Here is a 21,723-nt window from a genome sequence, read left to right on the forward strand (position 1 = left end):
ATTTGTAGTACAAGTAGAGAAACTTAAAAACTTAAATTAACTAACCATGAAAAAGACAATTGCAACCATCGCCATTGCTGCTATTTCGTTTGGAAGTATTAACGCTTTTGCAGCGCCAATGCAAACCCAGCAAGACACAACCAAGATGAAAAAAGAGCACAAAAAGAAGATGAAGAAAAGCAAAAAAATGTGGACCGATTCCTCTAAAATGAAGAAAGACACCACGAAAATGTAATCTTTAACTTTGTGAACTATCTTATTCAAACAGAAATGGCCCCAAAAAACTTCGGGGCCATTTCTGTTTGGAGATTGTTTTAATTACAACTCTATACTTTCGCCAATTGCAGGCAGCTTAAGATTTAAGCCTGCTTTAAGGAATTTCTCGGCTACTTCATCTTTGTTGATCTTGATAACCGGGAACGAATCATAGTGTATACCTACAATGTTTTTACAGTTAACAAATGCTGCAGCCTTAATTGCATCATCGGCACCCATGGTGTAGTTATCGCCAATTGGCAACAGCGCCCAGTCGATGTTTTCATCTTCCAGTAACTTCATGTCGTAAGTTAGGGCTGTGTCACCTGCAAAATAGACGGTTTTGCTTCCGCCGTAGACCACAAAACCTGCAGGGTTGCCACCATTTGAGCCATCGGGCAGTGCGCTTGAGTGAATGGCGTTTACCATTTTAACGCGACCGAAATCAAAGTTAAAAGCACCGCCAATATTCATGCCGTGTACATTTTCAACACCCTGGTTGCCCAACCAGTTAGCAATTTCTGCAATGCAAATAACTTTTGCACCTGTGCGTTTGGCAATATCAACCAGGTCACCAACATGGTCGCCATGGCCGTGCGATACCAGGATAAAATCTGGTTTTAGTGTATTAACGTCAACATCTTTTGCTAAGGGGTTGCCGGTTATGAACGGATCAAATAACAAGGTCTTACCGTCAACAACTATCTCCAGTGTAGACTGACCATAATATGTAAGTTTCATAGTATTGTTTTAAAAGATGTACTGCAACTTATTTGCCAAAAAGATTACCGAGGCCACCCATCCCGCCTAACATTGCACTGGTCATGGCAGCCATTTCACTCTGGCTAACATTCTCAGCTTGTTCTAAGGCTTTGTTCACAGCAACTACAAGTAGTTCTTCAAGCTCCTCTTTACCGGCTTCTTTCAAAAATTCCTCATCAATAGCAATTGATCTAACAACCTTGTTACCGTTTGCCTGAACGGTTATCTTGCCACCTTCTGCAGTACCGGTAACTGTAATGGCATCTAATCTTTTCTTTACTTCGCCAGCCTTTTGCTGGGCTTCCATTAATTTATCGAACATAATGTTTGCCCCCTATTCCCCTAAAGGGGAAATAAAAGTTAATATTTTGAGTTAATTGTCTTATCCATTTTAATCCTACTCCCCCTTTAGGGGGCTGGGGGGCGAGCTTTAATCCTCCGCCGTATCTCCGGCACCGTTGTAGGCCCCTTTGCGTACAATAGGCATGCCTGTCATTTTAAACAGATCATCCAGGTGCAGCAAGCTGCCGTTTACCATATTACCTAACAAAACAATGGTAACATCGTTTTTAAGATCGCGCAGATAAATATGCCTGAAACCATGCCACCAGCCGGTGTGGTAAACCACCTTTTGCCCCGGCGATTCAAATATCCGCCATCCATAGCCGTAACTAAAGTGGCCACGTATCATAGGGTTATGGGCGGTATAAGCAGAATCTTGCGTAGCAGGTTTTATCAGTTTGCCCGCCTTAAGCGCCTGGTCGAACACAAAAAGGTCACCCACAGTACTGTAAATACCTTTATCGCCCACCGGGCCGTCTAAGAAATTTTGCGCTACAGAATATCTCCAGCTATTACGATCATGACCAACAACATCAACAGGTATCTTATCATAAACCGCCTTTGAGTAAACGGCTGTGTGTGTCATACCAGCTGGTTTAAAGATGTTCTCTTTCATATAATCGGCGTAGGTTTGGCCGCTTACCTTTTCAATAATGGCACCCAGCACCATAAAGTTGCTGTTGTTGTACAGGAAACTGGCGTTTGGTTTATTAAAACGGGCCGGTTTGTATTTGGCTATCATTGCCATAGCTTCCTGGTTGGTTAAGCCTTTCTTTTGGTTTAGGTGTTGTGTGCGATAAATGTTGTCTACAAAATACACGTAGTTCATCATACCGCTGCGGTGTGTGAGTAACAGGCGAATGGTTACACCTTCATAAGGAAAATCAGGGAAAAAGTCGCGCACATCCTGGTCAAGCTTTATTTTTCCGCGTTCCCACAACTGCATAATGGCGGTGCCGGTCATTGTTTTACTAACCGATGCAAGCTCAAACTGAGAGCTAAGTTTTAAGCTATCGCGGGTTAAATGGTTGGCCCAGCCATAAGAACCTTCATAAATTATTTTACCTTTTTTGGCAACAAGCACATTGCCGTTGAAGCCGCTTACCCTGTGAAGGTGCTCCATAAACTCCGCTATCTTTTTATCACCGTCTTTCGGGTTATACTTAAGTATCTCGGTGGGATTAAATGGCTTTCCATTGTCGGCCTCGCCGGGTTTATTATGGCCCGGGTTTGAATGGCACGCAGATAAGGAAATCAAAGAAAAAGCAAAGGAAATGACAGTAGAACACACTTGTCTCATAGGTAAAAAATCAATCACAAAACCAAAGGCGAAAATTAGAAATTATATAGCACGTAAAATATTAAAATGCTATTAATGTTCAGAAATGTTGATAACTCCCAAGGTTTCTGCGTGCTGTCAGGATATCTTCAGCACTATCTTACCAAACTGTTTTGATGCACCCATTTTTTCAAAGGCCGCTTTTGCATCGGCAAGGGGATAAATCTCATCTACTACAGGCACAATGTTGTGCTCGTTAACAAATGCAAGCATCGCTTTAAATTCTTCCTGCGTACCCATAGTTGTACCCAGGATCTGGATCTGTTTCCAGAATAACGGTCGCGCATTTATTTCAGGGATGTTACCTGCCGTACCGCCGAAGAAAACGATCCGGGCGCCCGGATTGCAAACATCGGGTATTTTGGCAAAATCAGGGCCCAAAGCGCTATCAACCACAATGTCAAAGCCGCCTGCAAGATGTTTTAACTCCTGCGCCCAATCTTGTGCCTTATAATTTACGCCTGCCGATGCCCCAAGCTGTTTGGCCCGGTCTAATTTATCACCACTGCCGGATGTTACAAAAACCTGTGCGCCTGCAGCCACAGCCCATTGCAACAGGAAAGTACCCGTACCCGCGCCAACGCCAACTATCAAAACCTTATCGCCCTTTTTTAAATGCGCTTTGGTAAACAATGCACGGTAAGCGGTTAAACTGGCCAAAGGTATGGCTGCCGCCTGCTCCCAGTCCAAATGCGTCGGTTTCGGGTAAAGATATTCCGCCTTTACCAAAACGTATTCGGCCATGGTACCATCATCAGGCAGCCCCAGTATCTTAAAATCCTTTCCCTGGAACTCGGCATGTTCACCCCAGTTATGAGATGGGTTGATGATCACTTCTTTGCCCATCCAATCGGCCCCACCTTCGCCGGCTTCAGTAACTATGCCTGAGCCGTCGGCACCCAGGATGGTCGGATATTTTATCCCCGCATATTTACCCTGCGTAATCCAAAAATCTCTGCGATTTAATGCAGCTGCTTTTATCTGCACCAATACCTCCCCTGCGCCGGGTGATGGTTTGGAAACTTCTTTAACTATTATCGGGTTTTCTGCTGATTCGAGTACTACGGCTTTCATGGAATAATGTTTAATTATTTTGGCCTCACCCTACCCTCTCCAAAGGAGAGGGTTCTAAAAGACTCTTTTCTCCAAGTCCTCTCCTTTGAAGAGGATTTAGGTGAGGCTTATGTATGTAATATTACTAAATAAAAAAGCGGCAGATTGTTTACCTGCCGCTTCATATTTCTTAAGCCTTCTCCTTAAGAGAAGGCTTGGATGACGCCTTATGCTATCGCTTTAGCGTATAACTCAGAAACGTGGTTCCAGTTGATCACGTTCCAGATCGCTGCTAAATAATCAGGGCGACGGTTTTGGTATTTAAGGTAGTAAGCGTGTTCCCAAACGTCGATACCCAGTATAGGCGTACCTTTTACTTCAGCAATATCCATCAACGGGTTATCTTGGTTAGGAGTTGAAGTAACCGCCAATTTTTTATCGGCACCAACAATTAACCATGCCCAGCCAGAACCAAAACGGGTTGCGCCTGCTTCAGATACTTTGGTTTTAAAATCAGCAAATGAGCCAAAAGTGCTTTTAATAGCATCAGCTAACGGGCCTGTAGGTTCGCCGCCGCCGCTTGGTGAAAGCAAAGTCCAAAACAGAGAGTGATTGTAATGACCACCACCATTGTTGCGTACAGCAGCAGGGTATTTTGATATATTTTTGATGATATCTTCAATTTTGCCATCAGCCTCAGGCTTACCTTCTAAAGCTTTGTTTAGGTTGGTAACATATGCCTGGTGGTGTTTACCATGGTGAATTTCCATAGTAGCTTTATCAATGTGTGGTTCAAGGGCGTCAGTAGCGTAAGGTAACGCTGGAAGGGTAAATGCCATAATATTAAAATTTAATGGTTAAACTATATCGTGATGTAGCAAATATAAGCGCAGATATTACTTTTTGTTCTAATGAAATGTCATTTAATAATATGATAACCTGACGCCATTTCAGCCATCATTAATACTGCCCTACCGATAGCAACACCAATGTACATGCGTAATCTGTGTCAATACCGTTTTCGTTTGCCATTCGGCGGAGTTCAGAATTTTCCGTACCGGGATTAAAGATGATCCGCTTGGGTTTGGTTTTGATTATGTAATCATACAAAGGCGGCTGGTTCTGCGGCCCTACATAAAGTGTGATGGTATCTATATCTGTATGGATAGTTTCAGGCTTCTCGATCTTTACGCCCGCTACCTCACCGGTTTTAATACCCACGTTAACAATACTATGCCCGTGACTAACCAGCCTATTGGCGGCCAGGTAAGCATATCGGCTCGGGTCTGGTGTGGCGCCTAATATCAATGTTTTTTTATCAGCCATAAGTTTATAACAGGTAAGGTTACCGTTGGTTTTTTTGTGGAGCGGGATATCGGTGCGAGAGCGGGAACTAATTTGTCAAAAAGGGCTCTAACAGTGAATAATGAATTCAATGCTTGACGAAAAGATCTATTTATATCAAACCGGATTGTCCCTGCTCTAACAACGCGCTCCACCCTTCTCTCAAAAAAATTAAAAAACTTTAAAAGGTTCTAAAAGCACGGTCGTCATTACCTTTATAAAACCTACAAAGTTGGAAATCGTAGCAATGCCCCAGGATAAAAACAGCCACATCATACAAACAATAGCATCGTATGGTAAAAGCTTGTTGGGTTTTATCCGCAAGCGGGTAAAGAACGATGCCGATGCCGAAGACATTCTGCAGGATGTTTGGTACCAGTTCAGCAATGTGGTTGATACCAGTACAATTGAACAGACCGGTGCATGGCTTTATCGCGTAGCACGCAACAAGATACTTGATAAGCATAAAAAACATAAAGAAAGCTTGTTAGATGATCTTTCGCCTGCCGGTGATGAAGATGGTGATGACCCCGACTTTGCCGGGATACTTATGCAGGAGGCCACAACTCCCGAGACCGAATACATCCGCAACCTTTTTTGGGAACAACTTTTTGCCGCTCTTGATGAGCTGCCTGAGAACCAGCGCCAGGTTTTTGTATGGCACGAGCTTGATGATATTCCGTATGAAGAAATTGCCAAACGCACAGGTGAGAATGTGAACACCCTGGTATCGCGCAAACGCTATGCGGTACTGCACCTGCGTAGCAGGTTAAAACAATTGTACAAAGAGATAACAGAATATTAAAGACATAAAGAGAATCATGAACAGAAAATTAAAATTCATACTGATGCCGTTTTGCTTCGCCGGGATACTGGCTCTGGTAAGCCTGGCAGTAATGTCACTGTGGAACGGTTTATTGCCAGATATACTACACGTTGGCCCAATAAATTACTGGCAGGCCATGGGCATTTTTGTACTGAGTAAGATATTATTTGGTTTTGGAGGCCCGCGGGGTGGCGGTGCGCCATGGATGCGTAAAAAACGCATGATGGAAGAAAAATTCAGGAACATGAGCCCGGAAGAGCGCGCCCGCTTTAAAGAGCAATGGCAAGACCGTTGCCGATGGGGCAAACGCCGCGGCGACTGGATGAAGGATTTCAAAGACCCGGTTACACAGCCTGCCTACGAGCAAAAAGCAGAGTAGATCCCAAAAAGTCATGCTGCCCGCCAGATGACAGACAGCATGACTTTTTGAAAATATATGCCTCTATAAAACATAAAACACCATGGATGTACTGATATTTAAAACAAGTGTAGCCAGCCAGCAGGATGCAGGCAGGGTACAATTGATGCTTTCGGCCATGAAAGATATTAAGCAATACAATTTTGACCTGGAGGACTGCGATAACATATTACGGGTAGTGAGTTACGGATTGGAACCGCAAACCATTAGCCATGCCCTGCACGTAGCCGGCTTTATGTGCGAGGAGTTGCCTTATTAGACAGTCTGCGGTTGGCGGTATGCGGGTTGCAGTAGAAAATTCTAAGCTTGTGCTGCAAACCGCCCAATGGTAACTGCAAACTAACCAACTATCCTTCTATATTTACGCATGCAAATTTTACATGCATTGCAGGTATGGTGGCAGCATCAAACATGGCAAGAGTTAACGGCAGCCATTACATCTCTTGTATGCGTTTATTTGGCTGCCAAAAACCATATCCTAAACTGGCCAATTGCTATCCTAAGCACGGCTTTGTACATCTATGTTTATCAACAGGCCGCATTTTACGCAGATATGCTTCAAAACGTTTACCTATGCGTGATAAGCATGTATGGCTGGTATCATTGGAGTCGTAATACGATTACGGAGAATAAAGCACCGATAGTTTCAATAAGCAAGCGACAAACACTTTATGCACTATTATTTATTGCTGTTTTTACTCCTGTTTTAGGGTTTACACTTATCACTTTTACACAAAAGCTAAATTATCGCCCACCAGTATATCCTTATCTTGATAGCTTTTGCACTTGCTGTAGCTTTGTAGCTCAATTTTTCTTAACCCGTAAAGTGCTTCAGAACTGGTTGCTATGGGTTTTTGTCGATATCATTTATACGATTATCTATTTCAAAAAAGATTTACAAGCTACGTCTATCTTGTTTTTTATTTTATTGATAATTGCCGCTTTAGGATACCGTGATTGGAAACGGGAATATCAGCAACAGCAACCTCAGAATTAAGACTAATGACATCAAACATCATCAAAATAGCAGTAGTAGGTCCGGAGTCGACAGGTAAATCAACCATGTCGGCCTTTTTGGCTAAGCATTACCAAACCGTTTGGGTGCCTGAGTATGCCCGTGGCTACTGCGAAAAGCTGACCGAGCCACCAACCTGGCAGGATGAGATCAACATGTTTTACGGGCAGCTTGCGCTTGAAGAAAAATTGGAACCGCAGGCCAACAAATTGCTCATCTGCGATACCACTTTTATAACGGTAAAAATATGGAGCGACCAGATGTTTGGTTCATCTCCTCAGGAAGTTCTGGATGAGCTGCCTAAACATCCGTATGATCTTTACCTCCTTTTAAATATTGACCTTGCCTGGGAAGATGACCCATTGCGAGATTTTCCTGATATGCGCGAACATTTTATGAGCGTTTGGCATCAGGAGCTTAAAGCCCTTAACGCCAATTACACCGTAATATCAGGCACCGGGCCCGAGCGGTATGAGAGAGCGGTGGCGGCGATAGATAGTTATCTGAATCAGAATTTGCAACATTAGAGAATTTTCTCGCCACATAGCATTTGCTGGATTAAAGAGATTTTACAGGCATTTTCTCCATTTTAAAATTCTGTAAATTCAGATCCCAACACTTTTTTTCACCCTCCGTGCAACGTTGTTGAATGCCCTGCGTCATTTAATCTGAAACCTGTCAACAATTTTGGAAGCCGTATACGTAGATAAACATTACAATCTGGTGGTTGAGTGCAAGCAGGGCAATAAAAAAGCCTGCTATGAGCTTTACCGCCTGTATGCTAAAGCAATGCTGAACGTTGCCTTTAGAATTACAGGCAATATTGGCGAGGCCGAAGATGTGCTGCAGGAATCTTTCACGGATGCTTTTAACAAGCTGAAGGACTTTAGGCAGGATACCACTTTTGGCCTTTGGCTTAAACAGATCGTAGTGAACCGCTCTATCAACCTTTTGCGCAAACGGCGGTTAGAGCTCGTGGAAATAGAAGACGGCCACCTGGATAATGTGCCTGACGAAGAACCATGGGATGACGAGGATGTACAATACCAGGTAGCGCAAATAAAAGAAGCCATGAAGGAATTACCTGAAGGCTATAGAGTAGTGCTATCCTTATACCTGTTAGAAGGATACGACCACGAAGAAATAGGTCAAATTTTAAACATTAGCGAAAACACATCCCGCACGCAGTTTTTGAGAGCAAAGCGAAAACTGAGCGAGATATTGATGAAGAAAGGAATAACGAGATGAGCAAGCGTTTGGAAGATTTTATTAGCCAGAACCGGGAACAATTTGACGACCTGGAACCACGTGCCGATATATGGGCAAACATTGCCAAGGAGCTTGACACTTTTGACGAGCAGCAGGCGCAGCTACCTATAAAAAAGGAAGCAAAAACCTTTTCGTTAAGCTTTGTGCTAAAAGTTGCGGCATCGGTTATCGTAGTAATGGGCTTAGGCTTTGCGGTGTATCTTAAAACCTTAAAAACCAATAACAACGGTGTTGATCTTGCAGACATCAATCCATCTTATGCCAAACAGCAGGTACACCTGGTATCGGTTATTGAAACACAGAAAAACGAGTTAAAGCAGATCGCCAAGTTTGACCCTCAGCTATACCAGGAGTTCAACGGCGAGATCACGAGGATGCAATCCATCTATAAAAAATTAAATGCTGAGTTAGCAACATCACCCAACCAGGAACGTGTGTTACGTGCAATGATCCGGAACTTGCAAATACAAACGGAAGTGCTTAACCAGCAGCTAAGTGTAATTCAACAGTTTAACGACAGTAAGAACGAACAACATGAAAAAAGTATTTAATATAGCCTTTATAGCAATCATTGTTGTATTGGCTGCAGGTTCCGGCGTGCTTGCACAAATAAGCCCACCATTGCCACCGCTTCCGCCAGAAAATTATAAGCTGGACAAAAACTTCGACACTGAAGGTTTCAACAAAAACATGGCAAAGCTTGATGCAAAATTGGCCGACCTGAGCAAAAAAATGGCAAAGCTATCTACCGATCAAACAAGGAAGATGAGCCTTTCCATGAAAAACTTTAGCAGGAAGTTTAAAGCTGATTTTAAGGATTTCGGAAAAGATTTTTCAGGCAGCTTTAACGATCTTATTCCGCAGGGAAACCTCGATTTTAATGGCAGTAATTTATCCGATGAGGAATACCGCCAAAAAGTAGCCAGCGGCGAGATCAAAGAAAAAACAAAGGTATACAGCAAAAACTACCCAGCAGATGCAAACGATATCCTGCAGATCAGCAATCGTTTTGGTAAAATTAAAGTTAACACCTGGAACAAGAACGAATTTAAGGTTGACGTATCAATGAAATTCGCATCAGAAGATGCAAGCCTGGTTGATGAGATGGCCGACGGGACTTCGATCATCGATAGCAAGAATGGATCAGTAGTATCATTTCGTACCAAAACATGGAGCAACAAAGAAGGCAGAAACAATACCAGGCAAACCATGAACATAGATTATGTGATATACATGCCTGCAGGAAACGCCCTGGATATTGATAACAAGTTTGGCTCGGTAACCTTACCAAATCTAAGCGGAAAGGCTACTTTAAAAGTTCAATTTGGCTCATTGATAGCCCAACAACTTACCAATGCCCAAAATGATGTATCCATTAAATTTTCACAGGACAATCCTTCAACTATTGCCTTTTATAACGGAGAGCGTTTGAAGGTAGAGTTCAGCAAGTTTAAGGCAGGTACGATCGATAATAGTGCAGCATCATTTAGCTTTTCTGATGTAAGCATTGATAAATTAAAAACATCTGCAGATATCAGCGTAAAATTTGGTGATGGCTTAAGCATTGGCGCTATTGATAAAACGATGAAAAACCTGAACATCAATGCATCAAACACAAAAATCAATCTCGATTTTGCCCAAGCCCTTAACTTTAATTTTGATGTGACTACCAGATTAGGCAGCTTTAACTTTGACGATGATAAAGTAAAAATTATCACCAAAACGCCGTCAGACGAAGATAAAGGCTGGTCGCAAACCAAAACCTACAAAGGCTATGTAGGTAAAAATAACAGCGGCCCCAATGTAGTGGTAAACGCAAGATTTGCGGAGATACAGTTTAAGTAAATTTAGGTTAACCTAACGTGCCATTACGAGGAGGAACGACGTGGCAACCTCGTCGCCTACGTAAACTAAACGCAAGGAGATTGCCGCGCTTCGCTCACAATGACATCCTTTAATAGAAAAATATCACACCCTTGCCAACAAAGGCAGGGGTTTTTCTATTTTAGTAGCAACAATAAACATCTGCATGGAAATATTTACCGACCCGGAGGCCTGGATCTCTCTTGTTACGCTCACATTTCTGGAAATTGTACTGGGTATAGATAACGTGATATTTATATCTATCCTGGCCGATAAGCTTCCTAAAGAACAACAAAATAAAGGGCGCAGGCTGGGTTTGGCCATGGCCATGATAACCCGTGTGTTGTTACTCTTTGGTATAAGTTGGGTAATGAAACTTACTGCACCATTATTTAACCTATCAGGCATAGTGGGCATAACCAATGCAGAATGGGTAGAAAAACTCGCTATTTCGGGAAGAGACTTAATCCTTATAGTAGGTGGTTTATTCCTTATTTATAAAAGCACAGCCGAGATCCATCATAAAATTGAGGGCGATGAAGAGAGCGGAGATAATGTTAAAGCCCATTCTTTTTGGGGAACAATTGTGCAGATCATGCTGCTGGATATCGTTTTCTCCCTCGATTCTGTAATTACTGCTGTTGGTATGGCGCAGCACATAGAGATAATGGTAGCTGCAGTGGTTATTGCTGTTGGCATTATGATGTGGTCATCTGCCGGGGTTGCCAACTTTGTAAATAAGCACCCAACGGTAAAAATGCTGGCCTTATCATTCCTATTGCTGATAGGCGTTTCGCTTTTAGCCGAAGCATTTGAACAACACATCCCTAAAGGTTATATCTATTTTGCCATGGCGTTCTCCGTATTAGTAGAGATGCTGAACCTGAAGATGAAATCGAAAAACGCAAAAGGTAGCAAGCTTAAAAAACCAGCAACTAAATAATTACCAAACGCGGCAAAGCAGGCCTTTAAGGTATTCACCCTCCGGGAATGATGCCCTTACAGGGTGGTCTTCAGGCTGGTTAAACTGGTAGATAAATTGTACTTGCTTACCTGCATCTAACGCAGCCCAGGCAAGCACTTGTTTAAAGGTTTCCATATCCATAGCGCCCGAGCAGGAGAAAGTGGCAAGTAAACCGCCACTGTTTAGTAATTGAATGCCGATGCGGTTAAGATCTTTATAAGCCCGTGATGCCCTGTCAAGCGCGGAGCGTGATGGCGCATATTTAGGTGGATCGAGCACGATGATATCAAATTTTGCTTCCTCGTCCCTGAACTTGCGCAATTGCGCGTTCACATCAGATTTAATTGCGGTGTGCTTTTCGCTCTCAAATTTATTTAGGCGGATGTTTTCCTGCAGCGTCTCTATCGCCAATGCGGAACTATCCACACTGGTAACCGACGCAGCACCATTATAGAATGCATTCAAGCTAAAGCCGCCGGTATAGCAAAAGCAATCTAACACGTTTTTGCCTTTAGCATAGTGTGCCAATATACGCCGGTTGTCGCGCTGGTCGCAGTAGAAGCCGGATTTTTGGCCTTCGGCGATGTTAATTCCATAGGTAATGCCGTTCTCTTTCACCATCACCAGCTCCGGTGGATTGGTGCCCGCTAATAAAACGTTTGAAGTTTCCAAACCTTCATGTGCACGGGATGTAGCGTCGCTCTTATCAAAAATACTGGTTGGCTTTAAAAGATTGTTTAGTTCATCTATAATTACCGGCATCACATTCTGGATGCCTGAGGTAAGCACCTGCACAGCCAGATTGTCGGCGTATTTATCAACAATAAGACCAGGTAGGTAATCAGATTCGCTGAAGATCAATCGGCAAGTATCTGTTTGCCCATCTGACAAAACATCAGCACGACCTGCAACGGCCATTCTTACTTTCTGGCGAAACCATTCATCGTTAATATCTACATTCTCATCCCACTCCAGCAAACGAACAGCCACACGCGATTGATCGTTATAAAAACCGTAAGCAAGAAAAGCTTTTTTCCCATCAAGCAAACGGATCACTTCGCCGTTAACGGGTTTGCCTTTTACATGCTCAATAGCACCCGAAAATACCCATGGGTGCCTTTGTAAAACAGCTTTCTCTTTGCCTTTCTTTAATACAACGTCAATCATGCGGCAAAGGTAATAATATCAAAGGGCATTATCAGCCATGCCCGGCATAGGGGTTACCTGCAAAGCCTTTGCAACTGCAACAATATTGTTGGCAGCAGCTTTAGCGACCTCTATCGACCAATCTTTGCGGTAATCACTTTCCAGGTATTTGCCACCTGGGCCGGGGCCATTGTTCCAATAAGTGTATGATTGCGGCGCAATGGTAAAACCAACATCCATCAATGCCCCGGCAATTTCTGTTACCACATGCCTTGCACCATCTTCTTCTCCGGTTACTACAAAGCCGGCTACTTTGTTAAAGGTTACCGGCCGGCCCTGCTCGTCCTTGGCGGGGTAAAGTCCGTTCATACGCTCAAGCACCTTAAGCGCCATGCTCGACATGGTGCCTACCCATGTTGGCGTAGCAAATATCAATATCTCCGAATCCAGCAATTCTTTAAGAATAACAGGCCACCCATCGCCCTCACCCATGTCTGATTTTGTACCGACGGCAATGTTATGATCTGCTACGCGAATGATTTTTGTACTCACGCCCAGGCGTTGCATTTCGGCAACAACTTCGTTGGCCAAAGCCTCGGTGTTAGAAACCTCCGGTGATCTTTTTAGTGTGCAGTTGAGCACCAATGCTTTCATTAGTCTTGCGTTATTGGTTGGTGGTGTTCATGGCAGGCCTCGGCACACTCGCGGCAAGCAGCAGCGCAACGCTGGCAATGTTCGTGGTCATGCATACCACATTCTTCTGCACACATGTGGCATATTTCTTCGCAAAGTACCAGGTATTGATGTGCTATTTCAGAACGGCGCTCTAAAAGCCTTGCCGCTTGTGAACATATATCGGCACAATCTCTATCAAGGCTGATGCAGCGTACCATAGGTTTTACTTCCTGCTCATTTAAACAAGCGGTAGCACAATTTTCGCAAGCTTCAACGCAAGCTAACAGCTTTTTTATCAGGGCGGTGTGATCATGATTTTCCATAGTATATTCTTTTAATGATATTATAGGAATATACCCTCGATTAAAAATGTTTCGATTAATTAAAAATGCACTAAAACAAAAAAGCGGAGGTGATTGAGACCTCCGCTTTTTATGAAGCTAATGTTCAGAAATATTATTGTTGGTTATCGTCACCCTGATCTTCTTCGGTTGACAGGCCAACAACTTTGTAAACCTTTTTATTGTTCTCATCGCGTTGCTCCTGGAAATAAGTACCATCAGGAGAAACCCACAGTTTTTCGCCGTTTACTTTTATTTTGCGGCTATCCTCTGGTAATGAAGTGATAATGTCACCTACCTGGTAAGCTTGGTAGTCGCCTTGGTCACCGCCACCATTGCTGGTTTCCAGTTGGCCATCTTTACCGGCAACTTCGTAAGTTACTGTACCATCATCTTTAGTCACTGCGCGGTAGTATACACCGTTAGACTCGTAGAACTGCTCGCCGTTAATGGTGATCGGCTCTGCTTTTGATGGTAGTGATTTTACTTCAGCACCTACCGGTGGCTCTACCACTGTGTATTGGTTATCGTTATATTGATAGTACAAACCATCAGCATAATAATACTGATAATTGTTCCACCAGAAAGGATAATAACCAAATGGCAGTACACCTATGCTAAAACCAATACGTGGTAAATAGTAAGAATTGTAGTAACCGCGGTAGTTATAAAAACCATAACCAAAGTAACGCGGGCCATAATAGTTACTGCGGTAGCCGTATCCATAAGGACGGCCATAGCCATAACCGTAACGGCCACCGTAGTAACCGCGTGAGTATGAACCACGTGAATTTACACCCATTGAAGGGCGACCTGCGTAATTACCACGGTTGCTAAAACCGTAGCTGCTTCTGCCTTGTACCGCGCCACCCATCTGTGGGCGGGTACCACCGAAGCTACCCCGGTTAGGAGCTGCCCCCATTGAAGGACGGCTAAAAGAACCTTGCGGGCGAGACATCCCCATTGATGGCCTGCTAAAGCCACCGCCAGAAGGACGACTGAAGCCGCCACCACCGCCGCCGCCAAATGACCCACGACCGCCTCCACTAAATCCACCACCGCCGCCGCGAGCGCCACGCTGAGCGTTTGCGTCTAAGCCTAAGCCAAGGAACATCATTCCGCTTAAGGCTATTGTTAATAATTTTTTATATGCTGTTCTCATCTTGAATTTATAAAAGCACCAGCGCCCTTACGCTAATGTTACTATTTGACTAAACAAGGCACTAACGGTTTAATGCCATTTAAATTATTTTTACACAAAAAGTAAGCCGATATTTTATTCGATCTCTTCGGAAATAAAAACAAATGGATCTTCAAACTCCAAACTGAAAAAACCATCATGATTGGTGAGATAAGACCGGCTTGATTGCAAGCTTAACCCACTGATTTTCAAACTTGAAGATATGGATAATATTTCGACAATTTCGTTACCCGGTTTCCATTTTTTAAAGCCGTTTGTTACCGGGTATATTTTGCGGTTACCACTATATAATACAATGTTGATCTTGCTGACGTAGGGTTCAAAATCAGTTAGTATGAGATCGCTTGCAATTACGTTAATTGATGGATAGCTATTATTGATAAGATAAGTTAACGCTGCAGCTACCGGCGTTTGTGATGCAGGCGGTATAATTTTTACGTCTGATTGCGCAAAATGTGAGGATTCATTACTAATAATAACATCTACTTTTATTTCATAGATAGCCAGCTGTTCGGCAACCTCAGCAACAGCAATAACAGTTGGGCTCCACTCTAATAATTGGCCTAAAAGTTCGTGCGAAAAATTATCAAGGCTTATTATAAGCAAAGCCGGCTCTTGTTTTTCGCGAACAATGTGATGTGATGACATATTATACCTCAATAACCCTTTTGGCAAAGGTATGTTAAATTAATAGCTTTGATTAAATGGCACAGGAACATGGGAAACAACAACGCAAGATCATCCATATAGATATGGATGCATTTTACGCGTCTGTTGAACAACGCGACTTTCCTGAATACCGCGGTAAACCGCTTGTGGTAGGCGGCCTGCCCGAAGGCCGCGGCGGCGTGGTAGCAACAGCAAGCTACGAAGCACGCAAATTTGGCGTACGATCGGCCATGCCCTCAAAACAAGCTTTAAAGCTTTGTCCGCATGCGCTGTTTGTAAGGCCTCGCTTTGCTGCATACAAAGAAGTATCGCAAAAGATCCGCGAGATATTTAGCAGGTATACGGATCTGATAGAACCCCTCTCGCTTGACGAAGCCTACCTGGATGTTACCGCAGATAAGCTGAACATCGGCTCGGCCATTGAGGTAGCGCACCAGATAAAGCAGGCTATAAAAGATGAATTGCAGCTAACCGCCTCTGCAGGGGTATCTGTCAATAAATTTGTTGCGAAAATAGCATCAGACCTAAAAAAACCCGATGGACTTACTTTCATAGGACCATCATCCATCGAAAAATTTATCGAAAACCTGCCGGTTGATAAATTTTACGGTGTGGGCAAAGTAACTGCAGATAAAATGAAAAAGCAGGGTTTATTTACAGGTGCCGATCTGAAAGCGCTGAGCAAAGAAGATATGGTTAGCCGTTTTGGTAAAGCAGGCGGCTTTTACTTTGACATTGTTAGAGGCGTAGATGACCGCCCCGTGCAGCCGCATCGCGAGACCAAATCTGTTGGGGCCGAAGATACTTTTCCTTACGACCTGACAACGGCAGAAGAAATGTACGCTGAACTGGAGAAGATCGCGAAAACTGTGAACGAGCGACTGTTGCGGTATCAGTTAAAAGGCCGTACAGTAACACTTAAAATAAAATACAGTGATTTTAAACAAATAACACGCAGCCAATCTTTTACTGAAGGTGATAATGATGCCAATTTCATTGCCGATACTGCAAAACGTTTGCTCGACGCCACCGATCTGGAAAATTCCAGCGTTAGATTGCTTGGAATAACGCTTTCTAATTTTTATCCGCCGGAAATCCGTACGAAAACTTCCTCAGAACAGTTAGATCTCTTCGATCAGCAGATTTAATCTTCCCTAATCTTCTGTTTTCTTTTAAAACATTAGTTTTTAGTAGTCTTTTACTTGCTTAAAAACCGCTGAAAAATCTATTATTTTCATAAATGTGATATTTTTTGAAATAAAATTTCAAAAAAAAGTGTTTTTTATTGACAATATTATTTTAAAGTCGTTATTTTAGCTAAATAAACAATAAGAAAAATAAATATTCTTGATGCTCTAACGGTTTAACAGAAGAATACTTCTATTTAAAGTGAGATTCCAACTGATTTTAATTAAACATTGAGAATATTATGGAAATATGAGCCCTGAATTGGTTGTTGAAAGGGACAAATATTGTTTTATTGAATACACATTGCGTTTTAAAATGTAAATACAGGCCGATATGGTGGCCAAAAAATATTTTACCCTGATTTTACTGACTAACTAACTATTAATTAACTGATCAATTAACTAAACTTTCACTTAAACTAACGAAATGAAAAAAATTGTACCCTTTCTCATTCTTGTTATCGTGGTGGTGCTTGCCCTGATTTATCCGGGCGCTACTGTTGCAGCAAAGCCTGCTACCACTTACAACGGTGCGGATATAGCATGGATGCTTATCTCAACCGCGCTGGTATTATTAATGACGCCCGGCCTCGCCTTCTTCTATGGCGGTATGGTGCGTAAAAAGAACGTAATATCAACCATGCTTCAAAGCTTTGTATGTATGGGCCTCATTACTATTATTTGGGTAGTATTTGGTTTCAGCATGGCATTTGGTGATGATATTGGCGGTGGCTTTTTGGGCAATCCCAAAACATTTTTCATGATGCAGAATACCCTGGGCGTTGCTTGGCTTGGCGGTACAATACCGGTAATACTTTTTGCAATGTTCCAGCTTAAGTTTGCGGTTATCACCCCGGCGTTGATCACTGGCGCATTTGCAGAACGTATCCGTTTCAATTCTTATCTTATTTTCATCACATTATTTATAGTGGTGGTATACATTCCCCTTGCACACGCTACATGGCACCCTGATGGTTTCTTCTTCAAAATGGGAGTGCTTGACTTTGCCGGTGGTACCGTTGTACACATGTCTGCAGGTTGGGCTGCTTTAGCTTCGGCTCTTTATCTTAAAAAACGTAATGAGGTGCCTGAGTCGCATACCCCTGCGCGTATCAGCTACGTAATATTAGGTACCGGTTTACTATGGTTCGGCTGGTTTGGCTTTAACGCAGGTTCTGCGTTGGCATCAGGCGAATTAGCGGCAACAGCCCTGGCTACTACTACAACAGCCTCAGCAGCTGCAGCAATGTCATGGATCTTCTTTGATATCCTGAGAGGTAAAAAACCATCTGCAATGGGTGCCTGTATTGGCGCAGTTGTAGGTTTAGTTGCTGTAACCCCTGCTGCCGGTTATATCACCGTATCAAGTTCACTTGTAGTAGGTATTGTAGCTGCAGTAGTAAGTAACCTTGTAGTGATCTGGAGAAGCAAAACCAACATTGATGATACGCTTGACGTATTCCCTTGCCACGGTGTAGGTGGCATGGTAGGAATGCTGTTAACAGGTGTTTTTGCTACAAAAAGCGTTAATGCTGCCGGTGCGAATGGCTTGTTTTACGGTGAAACCGGATTGTTTGTAAAACACCTTATTGCACTGGTTGCGGTTTCTGCATTTGCCTTTATAGGTGCATTCATCCTGTTAAAAGTTACCGACCTGATAAGCCCTCTGCGTGTTACACCTGAGGATGAGCTTGCCGGTTTGGACGTTTCACAGCACGACGAAGAATTATAGAATTCAAACCTCAACTATCATACACTAAACTAACTAACTAACTGGAAAGGGGCTTCGGCCCCTTTTTTTGTTTTTTGGCTTGCAGGCTCCAATTGTAACCATAGCTTTGTTTTATGACGGCATGTAACAACCTAAAACTTCCTCTCATTTTAATTGCTCTTTTGCTATTAGCCCCAAACGTCGTTAGCGCGCAGATAAAGAACTTTGACAACAAAGGAAGGCAGATTGTGCGTTACAGCACAGCCGGAGACGCTGTTGACGCGCACGATGGTGAAATTGCGCAGTTCCACGGTGTTTATTATTTATATGGCACCAGTTACGATTGTGGCTTTGAGTGGGGCAACAAAGGAGCCCCGTTTTGCGGATTTAAAGTTTACTCCTCGAAAGACCTGAACAATTGGACCGATCGCGGATACTTGTTTGACGCCAAAACAAAAATCTGGCAAACACGCTGCGATGGTAAAACTTATGGATGCTTTAGGCCACATGTTATTTATAACAAGCTTACTAAACTTTATGTGCTTTGGATAAACGTTTATGATAATGTAGTTGGATACAGGGTGTTCACATCCAGGTCGCCGGTTGGGCCTTTTACCGAGGTGGCCGAACCTATACTTGCCGTGAATGGCGATATGCCTGCTGCCGGCCTTAACAATGGCGACCACGATACCTTTGTTGACGATGACGGGATAGCATACTTAGCTTATACCGACTGGCGAACAAAGGGCACAATCGTGATCGAAAAATTAAGCGCAGATTACCTCACCGGTACAGGCGAGCATGTTAAAGCGGTTACCAGTGGCGAAACGGAAGCGCCGGGTTTGTTTAAACGCAATGGCAGGTATTACGTAACTTACTCTGACCCAAACTGTGGTTACTGCTCCGGCACAGGAACGTCTTATAAAACCGCGATGTCTACGCTGGGCCCATGGTCTGAGGGCAAGCGGATCAGCGACAATTCATGCGGAGGGCAGCCTTCATTTGTGTCAACAATAAAGATCAATTCGCAAGCAGTATATCTCTATGGAAGTGACCTATGGAATAATGCAGCTAAAAATGAGGCCCTTGCAAATTACTACTGGGCTCCCTTAACTTTCGCGGCAGACGGTTCTATCAATCCTTTAAAATGTTATGAAACTTACCGCCTGCCTAAGGCTATGCCGCAATCAGCCGCAGGCTCGGCTACAAAAAACTTTTTATCAAAATGTGATATAGCCGGTGACTTGCAACGTTCACAATCTTTTGTTGCAGGCAAAACAGGTAAACTATCTCGTTTAAGCATTACTGCTTTTAAAACCGGAAGCACGGATCAAAACCTTGAAATAGCTATTTACGCTGCTGATGAAAACGGGCTGCCGCAAGGCAAGCCTCTATATAAAAGCAATGTCGATGCTAAGAACATAGGTTGGTCTGCGAAGAACATTTATCTAAAGCCTTCGCTATCGGTACATAAAGGAAATCGTTATGCTATCGTTTTAAATTCAAATACCACAACGGGTTGCTATGGTGTTGCCTTAAGCGATGAAGTGAATTCTAATAATGGCGTCGCTTCTATCAGCAATAACGGCGGGCAATCTTTTAAGCCCGATGTAAAAGTATTGAAATTTAAGGTTATTGTAAATTAGAACCTGCTTGGCAACAATTATTCTCTTCAGTTGTAATTTCTAAAAAGCCTAACTATGAACGATCAGGAATTTAGAGAATTACACCAGCCACTGCACGTACCGGCACATTATGACACTGCGGCTTCGCTTAAAGAAAATCTGGCTTATGCCTTAGCTGATCTTGGCGAAGGTACAGCAGATGAAGTGATAGCGCACTTGCACGAGCTATCCGGCGGAGACGATATTGAACGCGAACATGCTTGTGAATTGCTGGAGCTTTGGTACAAGAACGGCATGGTTACCGTTAACGAGGAAAATAAGCCACGCAAATACAACCTGCATAAAATAACCCAGGCCAACAGCGGCAGCGTAAACCCAAGGCTGATAGAGCCCGGGGTGGATTAATTCATGCTTTTCTCGCCCGAAAATATTTGAAGTTGCAATCCACAGCTTATGCAGCAATCTGCAAATTGAGGATTGCAGCATTTAAATATACCCTATCGCAATAACATGATTGATTTACCCTGCTTTAAACGCATTCCATCCCTGTGCCTTTAATTCATGTACATTGCCAGATTTGGTTATCAATGTATAACCTTCATTAGGTTCGGTGATGTAGCCAATGATAGAGAAATCCATTTTGTGCTTTATCTTATCGTAGTCCGCTTGTTTAACTGTAAAGAGCAGCTCATAATCTTCGCCGCCGCTTAAGGCACACACGGTTGGATCGAGGCCAAACTCGCGGGCTGTTTCGTACGTCATCGGATCGATAGGGATTTTTTCTTCGTACAGTTTAGCCCCCTTATTGCTTTGCTTGCAGATATGCAGAACTTCTGATGCCAAACCGTCTGATACATCTATCATGGAAGTTGGTTTAACACCAAGTTCCTGCAGCAGGTCTATGATATCTTTACGCGCTTCGGGTTTCAATTGGCGTTCAACAATATAATCCTTACCCTCCAGATCAGGCTGAATATTGGGATTCTCCATATAAACCAATTTTTCACGCTCTAATAACTGCAAACCGATATAAGCCCCTCCAAGATCTCCGGATACGCAGATCAGGTCGCCCGTTTCAGCGGTGTTACGGTAAACCACATCGTTCTCATCAGCATAGCCTAAAGACGTTACGCTTATCACCAAGCCCTGGCGCGATGCGGATGTATCGCCCCCAACCAGGTCAACATTGTAGTTTCCGCAAGCAAGATAAATGCCTTCGTAAAGTTCTTCAATTGCTTCTAACGGGAATTTACTGCTCATACCTATGGATACAGTTACTTGGGTGGCCGTACCGTTCATGGCGTAAATATCGCTCAGGTTTACCTGGATGGCCTTGTACCCCAAATGTTTAAGAGGAGTATATGCAAGATCAAAATGTATGTTTTCTAACAGCAGATCTGTAGATACAAGGGTGCGTTTGCCTTCGTAATTTAGCACGGCAGCATCATCGCCGATGCCCTTTACCGTACTTTTTTGTACCAGTTTTATATTTTTTGTGAGATGGCTGATCAAGCCAAATTCACCTAATGATTCCAGATTGGTTTTCTCTTCGTTCTCGAACATATTTTATATGATTTCAGCGATTGATCTGCAAAAATACGCAAAGCTTATTACAATTGATTACTTAATAGCTTAAGCTACTTTGGCTTGATTTCAATTGTAAAACTTACCATGCATAAAGTTATTTAACATAGGATTAACAAAACCGTCATAGCTTT

General features: G+C 43.1%; 26 protein-coding genes. 14 read left to right on the forward strand and 12 right to left on the reverse strand.

Annotated features, from left to right (window positions below; all coding sequences use genetic code 11):
• Positions 1–46: 46 nt before the first annotated feature.
• Positions 47–235 (forward strand): hypothetical protein, encoded by a 189-nt coding sequence (locus FPZ42_RS17435; RefSeq protein WP_146273144.1) that lies wholly within the window; start codon positions 47–49, stop codon positions 233–235.
• A gap of 83 nt (positions 236–318) precedes the next feature.
• On the opposite strand, the gene FPZ42_RS17440 is transcribed toward FPZ42_RS17435, so the two are convergent.
• The 6 genes from FPZ42_RS17440 to FPZ42_RS17465 all read right to left on the reverse strand — a co-directional run bounded on the left by FPZ42_RS17440 (position 319) and on the right by FPZ42_RS17465 (position 5,077).
• Entirely contained in the window at positions 319–996 is a 678-nt protein-coding gene (locus FPZ42_RS17440) for a metal-dependent hydrolase (RefSeq protein ID WP_146273145.1), read from the reverse strand.
• Between the two features lie 28 nt (positions 997–1,024).
• Complete coding sequence (locus tag FPZ42_RS17445; protein ID WP_146273146.1) at positions 1,025–1,339, reverse strand: YbaB/EbfC family nucleoid-associated protein; 315 nt, start codon at positions 1,337–1,339, stop codon at positions 1,025–1,027.
• Between the two features lie 108 nt (positions 1,340–1,447).
• A complete protein-coding gene (locus tag FPZ42_RS17450) occupies positions 1,448–2,659 on the reverse strand; it encodes a serine hydrolase domain-containing protein (protein ID WP_146273147.1) in 1,212 nt (403 codons plus the stop codon).
• A gap of 117 nt (positions 2,660–2,776) precedes the next feature.
• Positions 2,777–3,772 carry a zinc-binding dehydrogenase gene (locus tag FPZ42_RS17455; RefSeq protein WP_146273148.1) on the reverse strand — a complete coding sequence of 332 codons (996 nt, stop codon included), beginning with the start codon at positions 3,770–3,772 and terminating at the stop codon, positions 2,777–2,779.
• 206 nt (positions 3,773–3,978) lie between these two features.
• Positions 3,979–4,590 (reverse strand): superoxide dismutase, encoded by a 612-nt coding sequence (locus FPZ42_RS17460; protein ID WP_146273149.1) that lies wholly within the window; start codon positions 4,588–4,590, stop codon positions 3,979–3,981.
• A 121-nt stretch (positions 4,591–4,711) separates the two neighbouring features.
• Complete coding sequence (locus FPZ42_RS17465) at positions 4,712–5,077, reverse strand: CoA-binding protein (RefSeq protein ID WP_146273150.1); 366 nt, start codon at positions 5,075–5,077, stop codon at positions 4,712–4,714.
• 250 nt (positions 5,078–5,327) lie between these two features.
• On the opposite strand from FPZ42_RS17465, the gene FPZ42_RS17470 reads away from it, so the two are divergent.
• The 9 genes from FPZ42_RS17470 (at position 5,328) to FPZ42_RS17510 (ending at position 11,429) form a co-directional block, all read left to right on the forward strand.
• Positions 5,328–5,900, forward strand: coding sequence for an RNA polymerase sigma factor (locus FPZ42_RS17470; protein ID WP_261382337.1), 573 nt, complete (start codon positions 5,328–5,330; stop codon positions 5,898–5,900).
• Positions 5,901–5,916: 16 nt separating this feature from the next.
• The gene (locus FPZ42_RS17475) at positions 5,917–6,300 is read left to right on the forward strand and encodes a hypothetical protein (RefSeq protein ID WP_186458811.1); all 384 of its coding nucleotides are present in this window, start codon (positions 5,917–5,919) and stop codon (positions 6,298–6,300) included.
• Positions 6,301–6,382: 82 nt separating this feature from the next.
• Positions 6,383–6,598: a hypothetical protein gene (locus FPZ42_RS17480; RefSeq protein ID WP_146273151.1), complete on the forward strand. Its 216-nt coding sequence runs from the start codon at positions 6,383–6,385 to the stop codon at positions 6,596–6,598.
• Positions 6,599–6,706: 108 nt separating this feature from the next.
• On the forward strand, positions 6,707–7,336 hold the full coding sequence (pnuC, locus tag FPZ42_RS17485; RefSeq protein WP_146273152.1) for a nicotinamide riboside transporter PnuC: 630 nt from the start codon (positions 6,707–6,709) through the stop codon (positions 7,334–7,336).
• 5 nt (positions 7,337–7,341) lie between these two features.
• Positions 7,342–7,881 (forward strand): AAA family ATPase, encoded by a 540-nt coding sequence (locus FPZ42_RS17490; protein WP_146273153.1) that lies wholly within the window; start codon positions 7,342–7,344, stop codon positions 7,879–7,881.
• Positions 7,882–8,041: 160 nt separating this feature from the next.
• Complete coding sequence (locus FPZ42_RS17495; RefSeq protein WP_186458812.1) at positions 8,042–8,602, forward strand: RNA polymerase sigma factor; 561 nt, start codon at positions 8,042–8,044, stop codon at positions 8,600–8,602.
• A complete protein-coding gene (locus tag FPZ42_RS17500) occupies positions 8,599–9,174 on the forward strand; it encodes a hypothetical protein (RefSeq protein ID WP_146273155.1) in 576 nt (191 codons plus the stop codon). The genes FPZ42_RS17495 and FPZ42_RS17500 overlap by 4 nt, the downstream gene beginning before the upstream one ends.
• Positions 9,158–10,468: a hypothetical protein gene (locus FPZ42_RS17505; RefSeq protein WP_146273156.1), complete on the forward strand. Its 1,311-nt coding sequence runs from the start codon at positions 9,158–9,160 to the stop codon at positions 10,466–10,468. The genes FPZ42_RS17500 and FPZ42_RS17505 overlap by 17 nt, the downstream gene beginning before the upstream one ends.
• Positions 10,469–10,652: 184 nt before the next feature.
• Positions 10,653–11,429, forward strand: a complete 777-nt coding sequence (locus FPZ42_RS17510; RefSeq protein WP_146273157.1) for a TerC family protein — start codon at positions 10,653–10,655, stop codon at positions 11,427–11,429.
• On the opposite strand, the gene FPZ42_RS17515 is transcribed toward FPZ42_RS17510, so the two are convergent.
• The 5 genes from FPZ42_RS17515 to FPZ42_RS17540 all read right to left on the reverse strand — a co-directional run bounded on the left by FPZ42_RS17515 (position 11,430) and on the right by FPZ42_RS17540 (position 15,461).
• Positions 11,430–12,617, reverse strand: coding sequence for a class I SAM-dependent rRNA methyltransferase (locus FPZ42_RS17515; protein WP_146273158.1), 1,188 nt, complete (start codon positions 12,615–12,617; stop codon positions 11,430–11,432).
• 18 nt (positions 12,618–12,635) lie between these two features.
• Entirely contained in the window at positions 12,636–13,250 is a 615-nt protein-coding gene (locus FPZ42_RS17520; RefSeq protein WP_146273159.1) for a flavodoxin family protein, read from the reverse strand.
• Positions 13,250–13,594, reverse strand: coding sequence for a four-helix bundle copper-binding protein (locus FPZ42_RS17525; RefSeq protein WP_146273160.1), 345 nt, complete (start codon positions 13,592–13,594; stop codon positions 13,250–13,252). The genes FPZ42_RS17520 and FPZ42_RS17525 overlap by 1 nt, the downstream gene beginning before the upstream one ends.
• Before the next feature lie 133 nt (positions 13,595–13,727).
• Positions 13,728–14,774 (reverse strand): DUF6515 family protein, encoded by a 1,047-nt coding sequence (locus FPZ42_RS17530; protein WP_261382338.1) that lies wholly within the window; start codon positions 14,772–14,774, stop codon positions 13,728–13,730.
• Between the two features lie 114 nt (positions 14,775–14,888).
• Complete coding sequence (locus tag FPZ42_RS17540; protein ID WP_146273161.1) at positions 14,889–15,461, reverse strand: thiamine pyrophosphokinase; 573 nt, start codon at positions 15,459–15,461, stop codon at positions 14,889–14,891.
• A gap of 56 nt (positions 15,462–15,517) precedes the next feature.
• Between FPZ42_RS17540 and dinB the strand changes: the two genes are divergently transcribed.
• The 4 genes from dinB (at position 15,518) to FPZ42_RS17560 (ending at position 20,410) form a co-directional block, all read left to right on the forward strand.
• The gene (gene dinB, locus FPZ42_RS17545) at positions 15,518–16,630 is read left to right on the forward strand and encodes a DNA polymerase IV (protein WP_146273162.1); all 1,113 of its coding nucleotides are present in this window, start codon (positions 15,518–15,520) and stop codon (positions 16,628–16,630) included.
• A gap of 466 nt (positions 16,631–17,096) precedes the next feature.
• Entirely contained in the window at positions 17,097–18,401 is a 1,305-nt protein-coding gene (locus FPZ42_RS17550; protein ID WP_146273163.1) for an ammonium transporter, read from the forward strand.
• 161 nt (positions 18,402–18,562) lie between these two features.
• Positions 18,563–20,026, forward strand: coding sequence for a family 43 glycosylhydrolase (locus FPZ42_RS17555; protein ID WP_261382339.1), 1,464 nt, complete (start codon positions 18,563–18,565; stop codon positions 20,024–20,026).
• 54 nt (positions 20,027–20,080) lie between these two features.
• Positions 20,081–20,410 carry a hypothetical protein gene (locus FPZ42_RS17560; protein ID WP_146273165.1) on the forward strand — a complete coding sequence of 110 codons (330 nt, stop codon included), beginning with the start codon at positions 20,081–20,083 and terminating at the stop codon, positions 20,408–20,410.
• Between the two features lie 114 nt (positions 20,411–20,524).
• On the opposite strand, the gene thiL is transcribed toward FPZ42_RS17560, so the two are convergent.
• Positions 20,525–21,568, reverse strand: coding sequence for a thiamine-phosphate kinase (gene thiL / locus FPZ42_RS17565; protein ID WP_146273166.1), 1,044 nt, complete (start codon positions 21,566–21,568; stop codon positions 20,525–20,527).
• Between the last annotated feature and the right edge of the window lie 155 nt (positions 21,569–21,723).

It is taken from the genome of Mucilaginibacter achroorhodeus (assembly GCF_007846095.1).
Classification (GTDB): Bacteria; Bacteroidota; Bacteroidia; order Sphingobacteriales; family Sphingobacteriaceae; genus Mucilaginibacter; species Mucilaginibacter achroorhodeus.

Excerpts from the sequence above, each read along its gene's own strand:
- pnuC (WP_146273152.1), top strand. The coding sequence starts at position 6,707 with ATGCAAATTTTACATGCATTGCAGGTATGGTGGCAGCATCAAACATGG.
- FPZ42_RS17515 (WP_146273158.1), bottom strand. The coding sequence starts at position 12,617 with ATGATTGACGTTGTATTAAAGAAAGGCAAAGAGAAAGCTGTTTTACAA.
- FPZ42_RS17455 (WP_146273148.1), bottom strand. The coding sequence starts at position 3,772 with ATGAAAGCCGTAGTACTCGAATCAGCAGAAAACCCGATAATAGTTAAA.
- thiL (WP_146273166.1), bottom strand. The coding sequence starts at position 21,568 with ATGTTCGAGAACGAAGAGAAAACCAATCTGGAATCATTAGGTGAATTT.
- FPZ42_RS17480 (WP_146273151.1), top strand. The coding sequence starts at position 6,383 with ATGGATGTACTGATATTTAAAACAAGTGTAGCCAGCCAGCAGGATGCA.
- FPZ42_RS17445 (WP_146273146.1), bottom strand. The coding sequence starts at position 1,339 with ATGTTCGATAAATTAATGGAAGCCCAGCAAAAGGCTGGCGAAGTAAAG.
- FPZ42_RS17490 (WP_146273153.1), top strand. The coding sequence starts at position 7,342 with ATGACATCAAACATCATCAAAATAGCAGTAGTAGGTCCGGAGTCGACA.
- FPZ42_RS17530 (WP_261382338.1), bottom strand. The coding sequence starts at position 14,774 with ATGAGAACAGCATATAAAAAATTATTAACAATAGCCTTAAGCGGAATG.
- FPZ42_RS17540 (WP_146273161.1), bottom strand. The coding sequence starts at position 15,461 with ATGTCATCACATCACATTGTTCGCGAAAAACAAGAGCCGGCTTTGCTT.
- FPZ42_RS17550 (WP_146273163.1), top strand. The coding sequence starts at position 17,097 with ATGAAAAAAATTGTACCCTTTCTCATTCTTGTTATCGTGGTGGTGCTT.
- FPZ42_RS17435 (WP_146273144.1), top strand. The coding sequence starts at position 47 with ATGAAAAAGACAATTGCAACCATCGCCATTGCTGCTATTTCGTTTGGA.
- FPZ42_RS17475 (WP_186458811.1), top strand. The coding sequence starts at position 5,917 with ATGAACAGAAAATTAAAATTCATACTGATGCCGTTTTGCTTCGCCGGG.
- FPZ42_RS17560 (WP_146273165.1), top strand. The coding sequence starts at position 20,081 with ATGAACGATCAGGAATTTAGAGAATTACACCAGCCACTGCACGTACCG.
- FPZ42_RS17525 (WP_146273160.1), bottom strand. The coding sequence starts at position 13,594 with ATGGAAAATCATGATCACACCGCCCTGATAAAAAAGCTGTTAGCTTGC.
- FPZ42_RS17460 (WP_146273149.1), bottom strand. The coding sequence starts at position 4,590 with ATGGCATTTACCCTTCCAGCGTTACCTTACGCTACTGACGCCCTTGAA.
- FPZ42_RS17450 (WP_146273147.1), bottom strand. The coding sequence starts at position 2,659 with ATGAGACAAGTGTGTTCTACTGTCATTTCCTTTGCTTTTTCTTTGATT.
- FPZ42_RS17465 (WP_146273150.1), bottom strand. The coding sequence starts at position 5,077 with ATGGCTGATAAAAAAACATTGATATTAGGCGCCACACCAGACCCGAGC.
- dinB (WP_146273162.1), top strand. The coding sequence starts at position 15,518 with ATGGCACAGGAACATGGGAAACAACAACGCAAGATCATCCATATAGAT.
- FPZ42_RS17500 (WP_146273155.1), top strand. The coding sequence starts at position 8,599 with ATGAGCAAGCGTTTGGAAGATTTTATTAGCCAGAACCGGGAACAATTT.
- FPZ42_RS17520 (WP_146273159.1), bottom strand. The coding sequence starts at position 13,250 with ATGAAAGCATTGGTGCTCAACTGCACACTAAAAAGATCACCGGAGGTT.
- FPZ42_RS17505 (WP_146273156.1), top strand. The coding sequence starts at position 9,158 with ATGAAAAAAGTATTTAATATAGCCTTTATAGCAATCATTGTTGTATTG.
- FPZ42_RS17440 (WP_146273145.1), bottom strand. The coding sequence starts at position 996 with ATGAAACTTACATATTATGGTCAGTCTACACTGGAGATAGTTGTTGAC.
- FPZ42_RS17510 (WP_146273157.1), top strand. The coding sequence starts at position 10,653 with ATGGAAATATTTACCGACCCGGAGGCCTGGATCTCTCTTGTTACGCTC.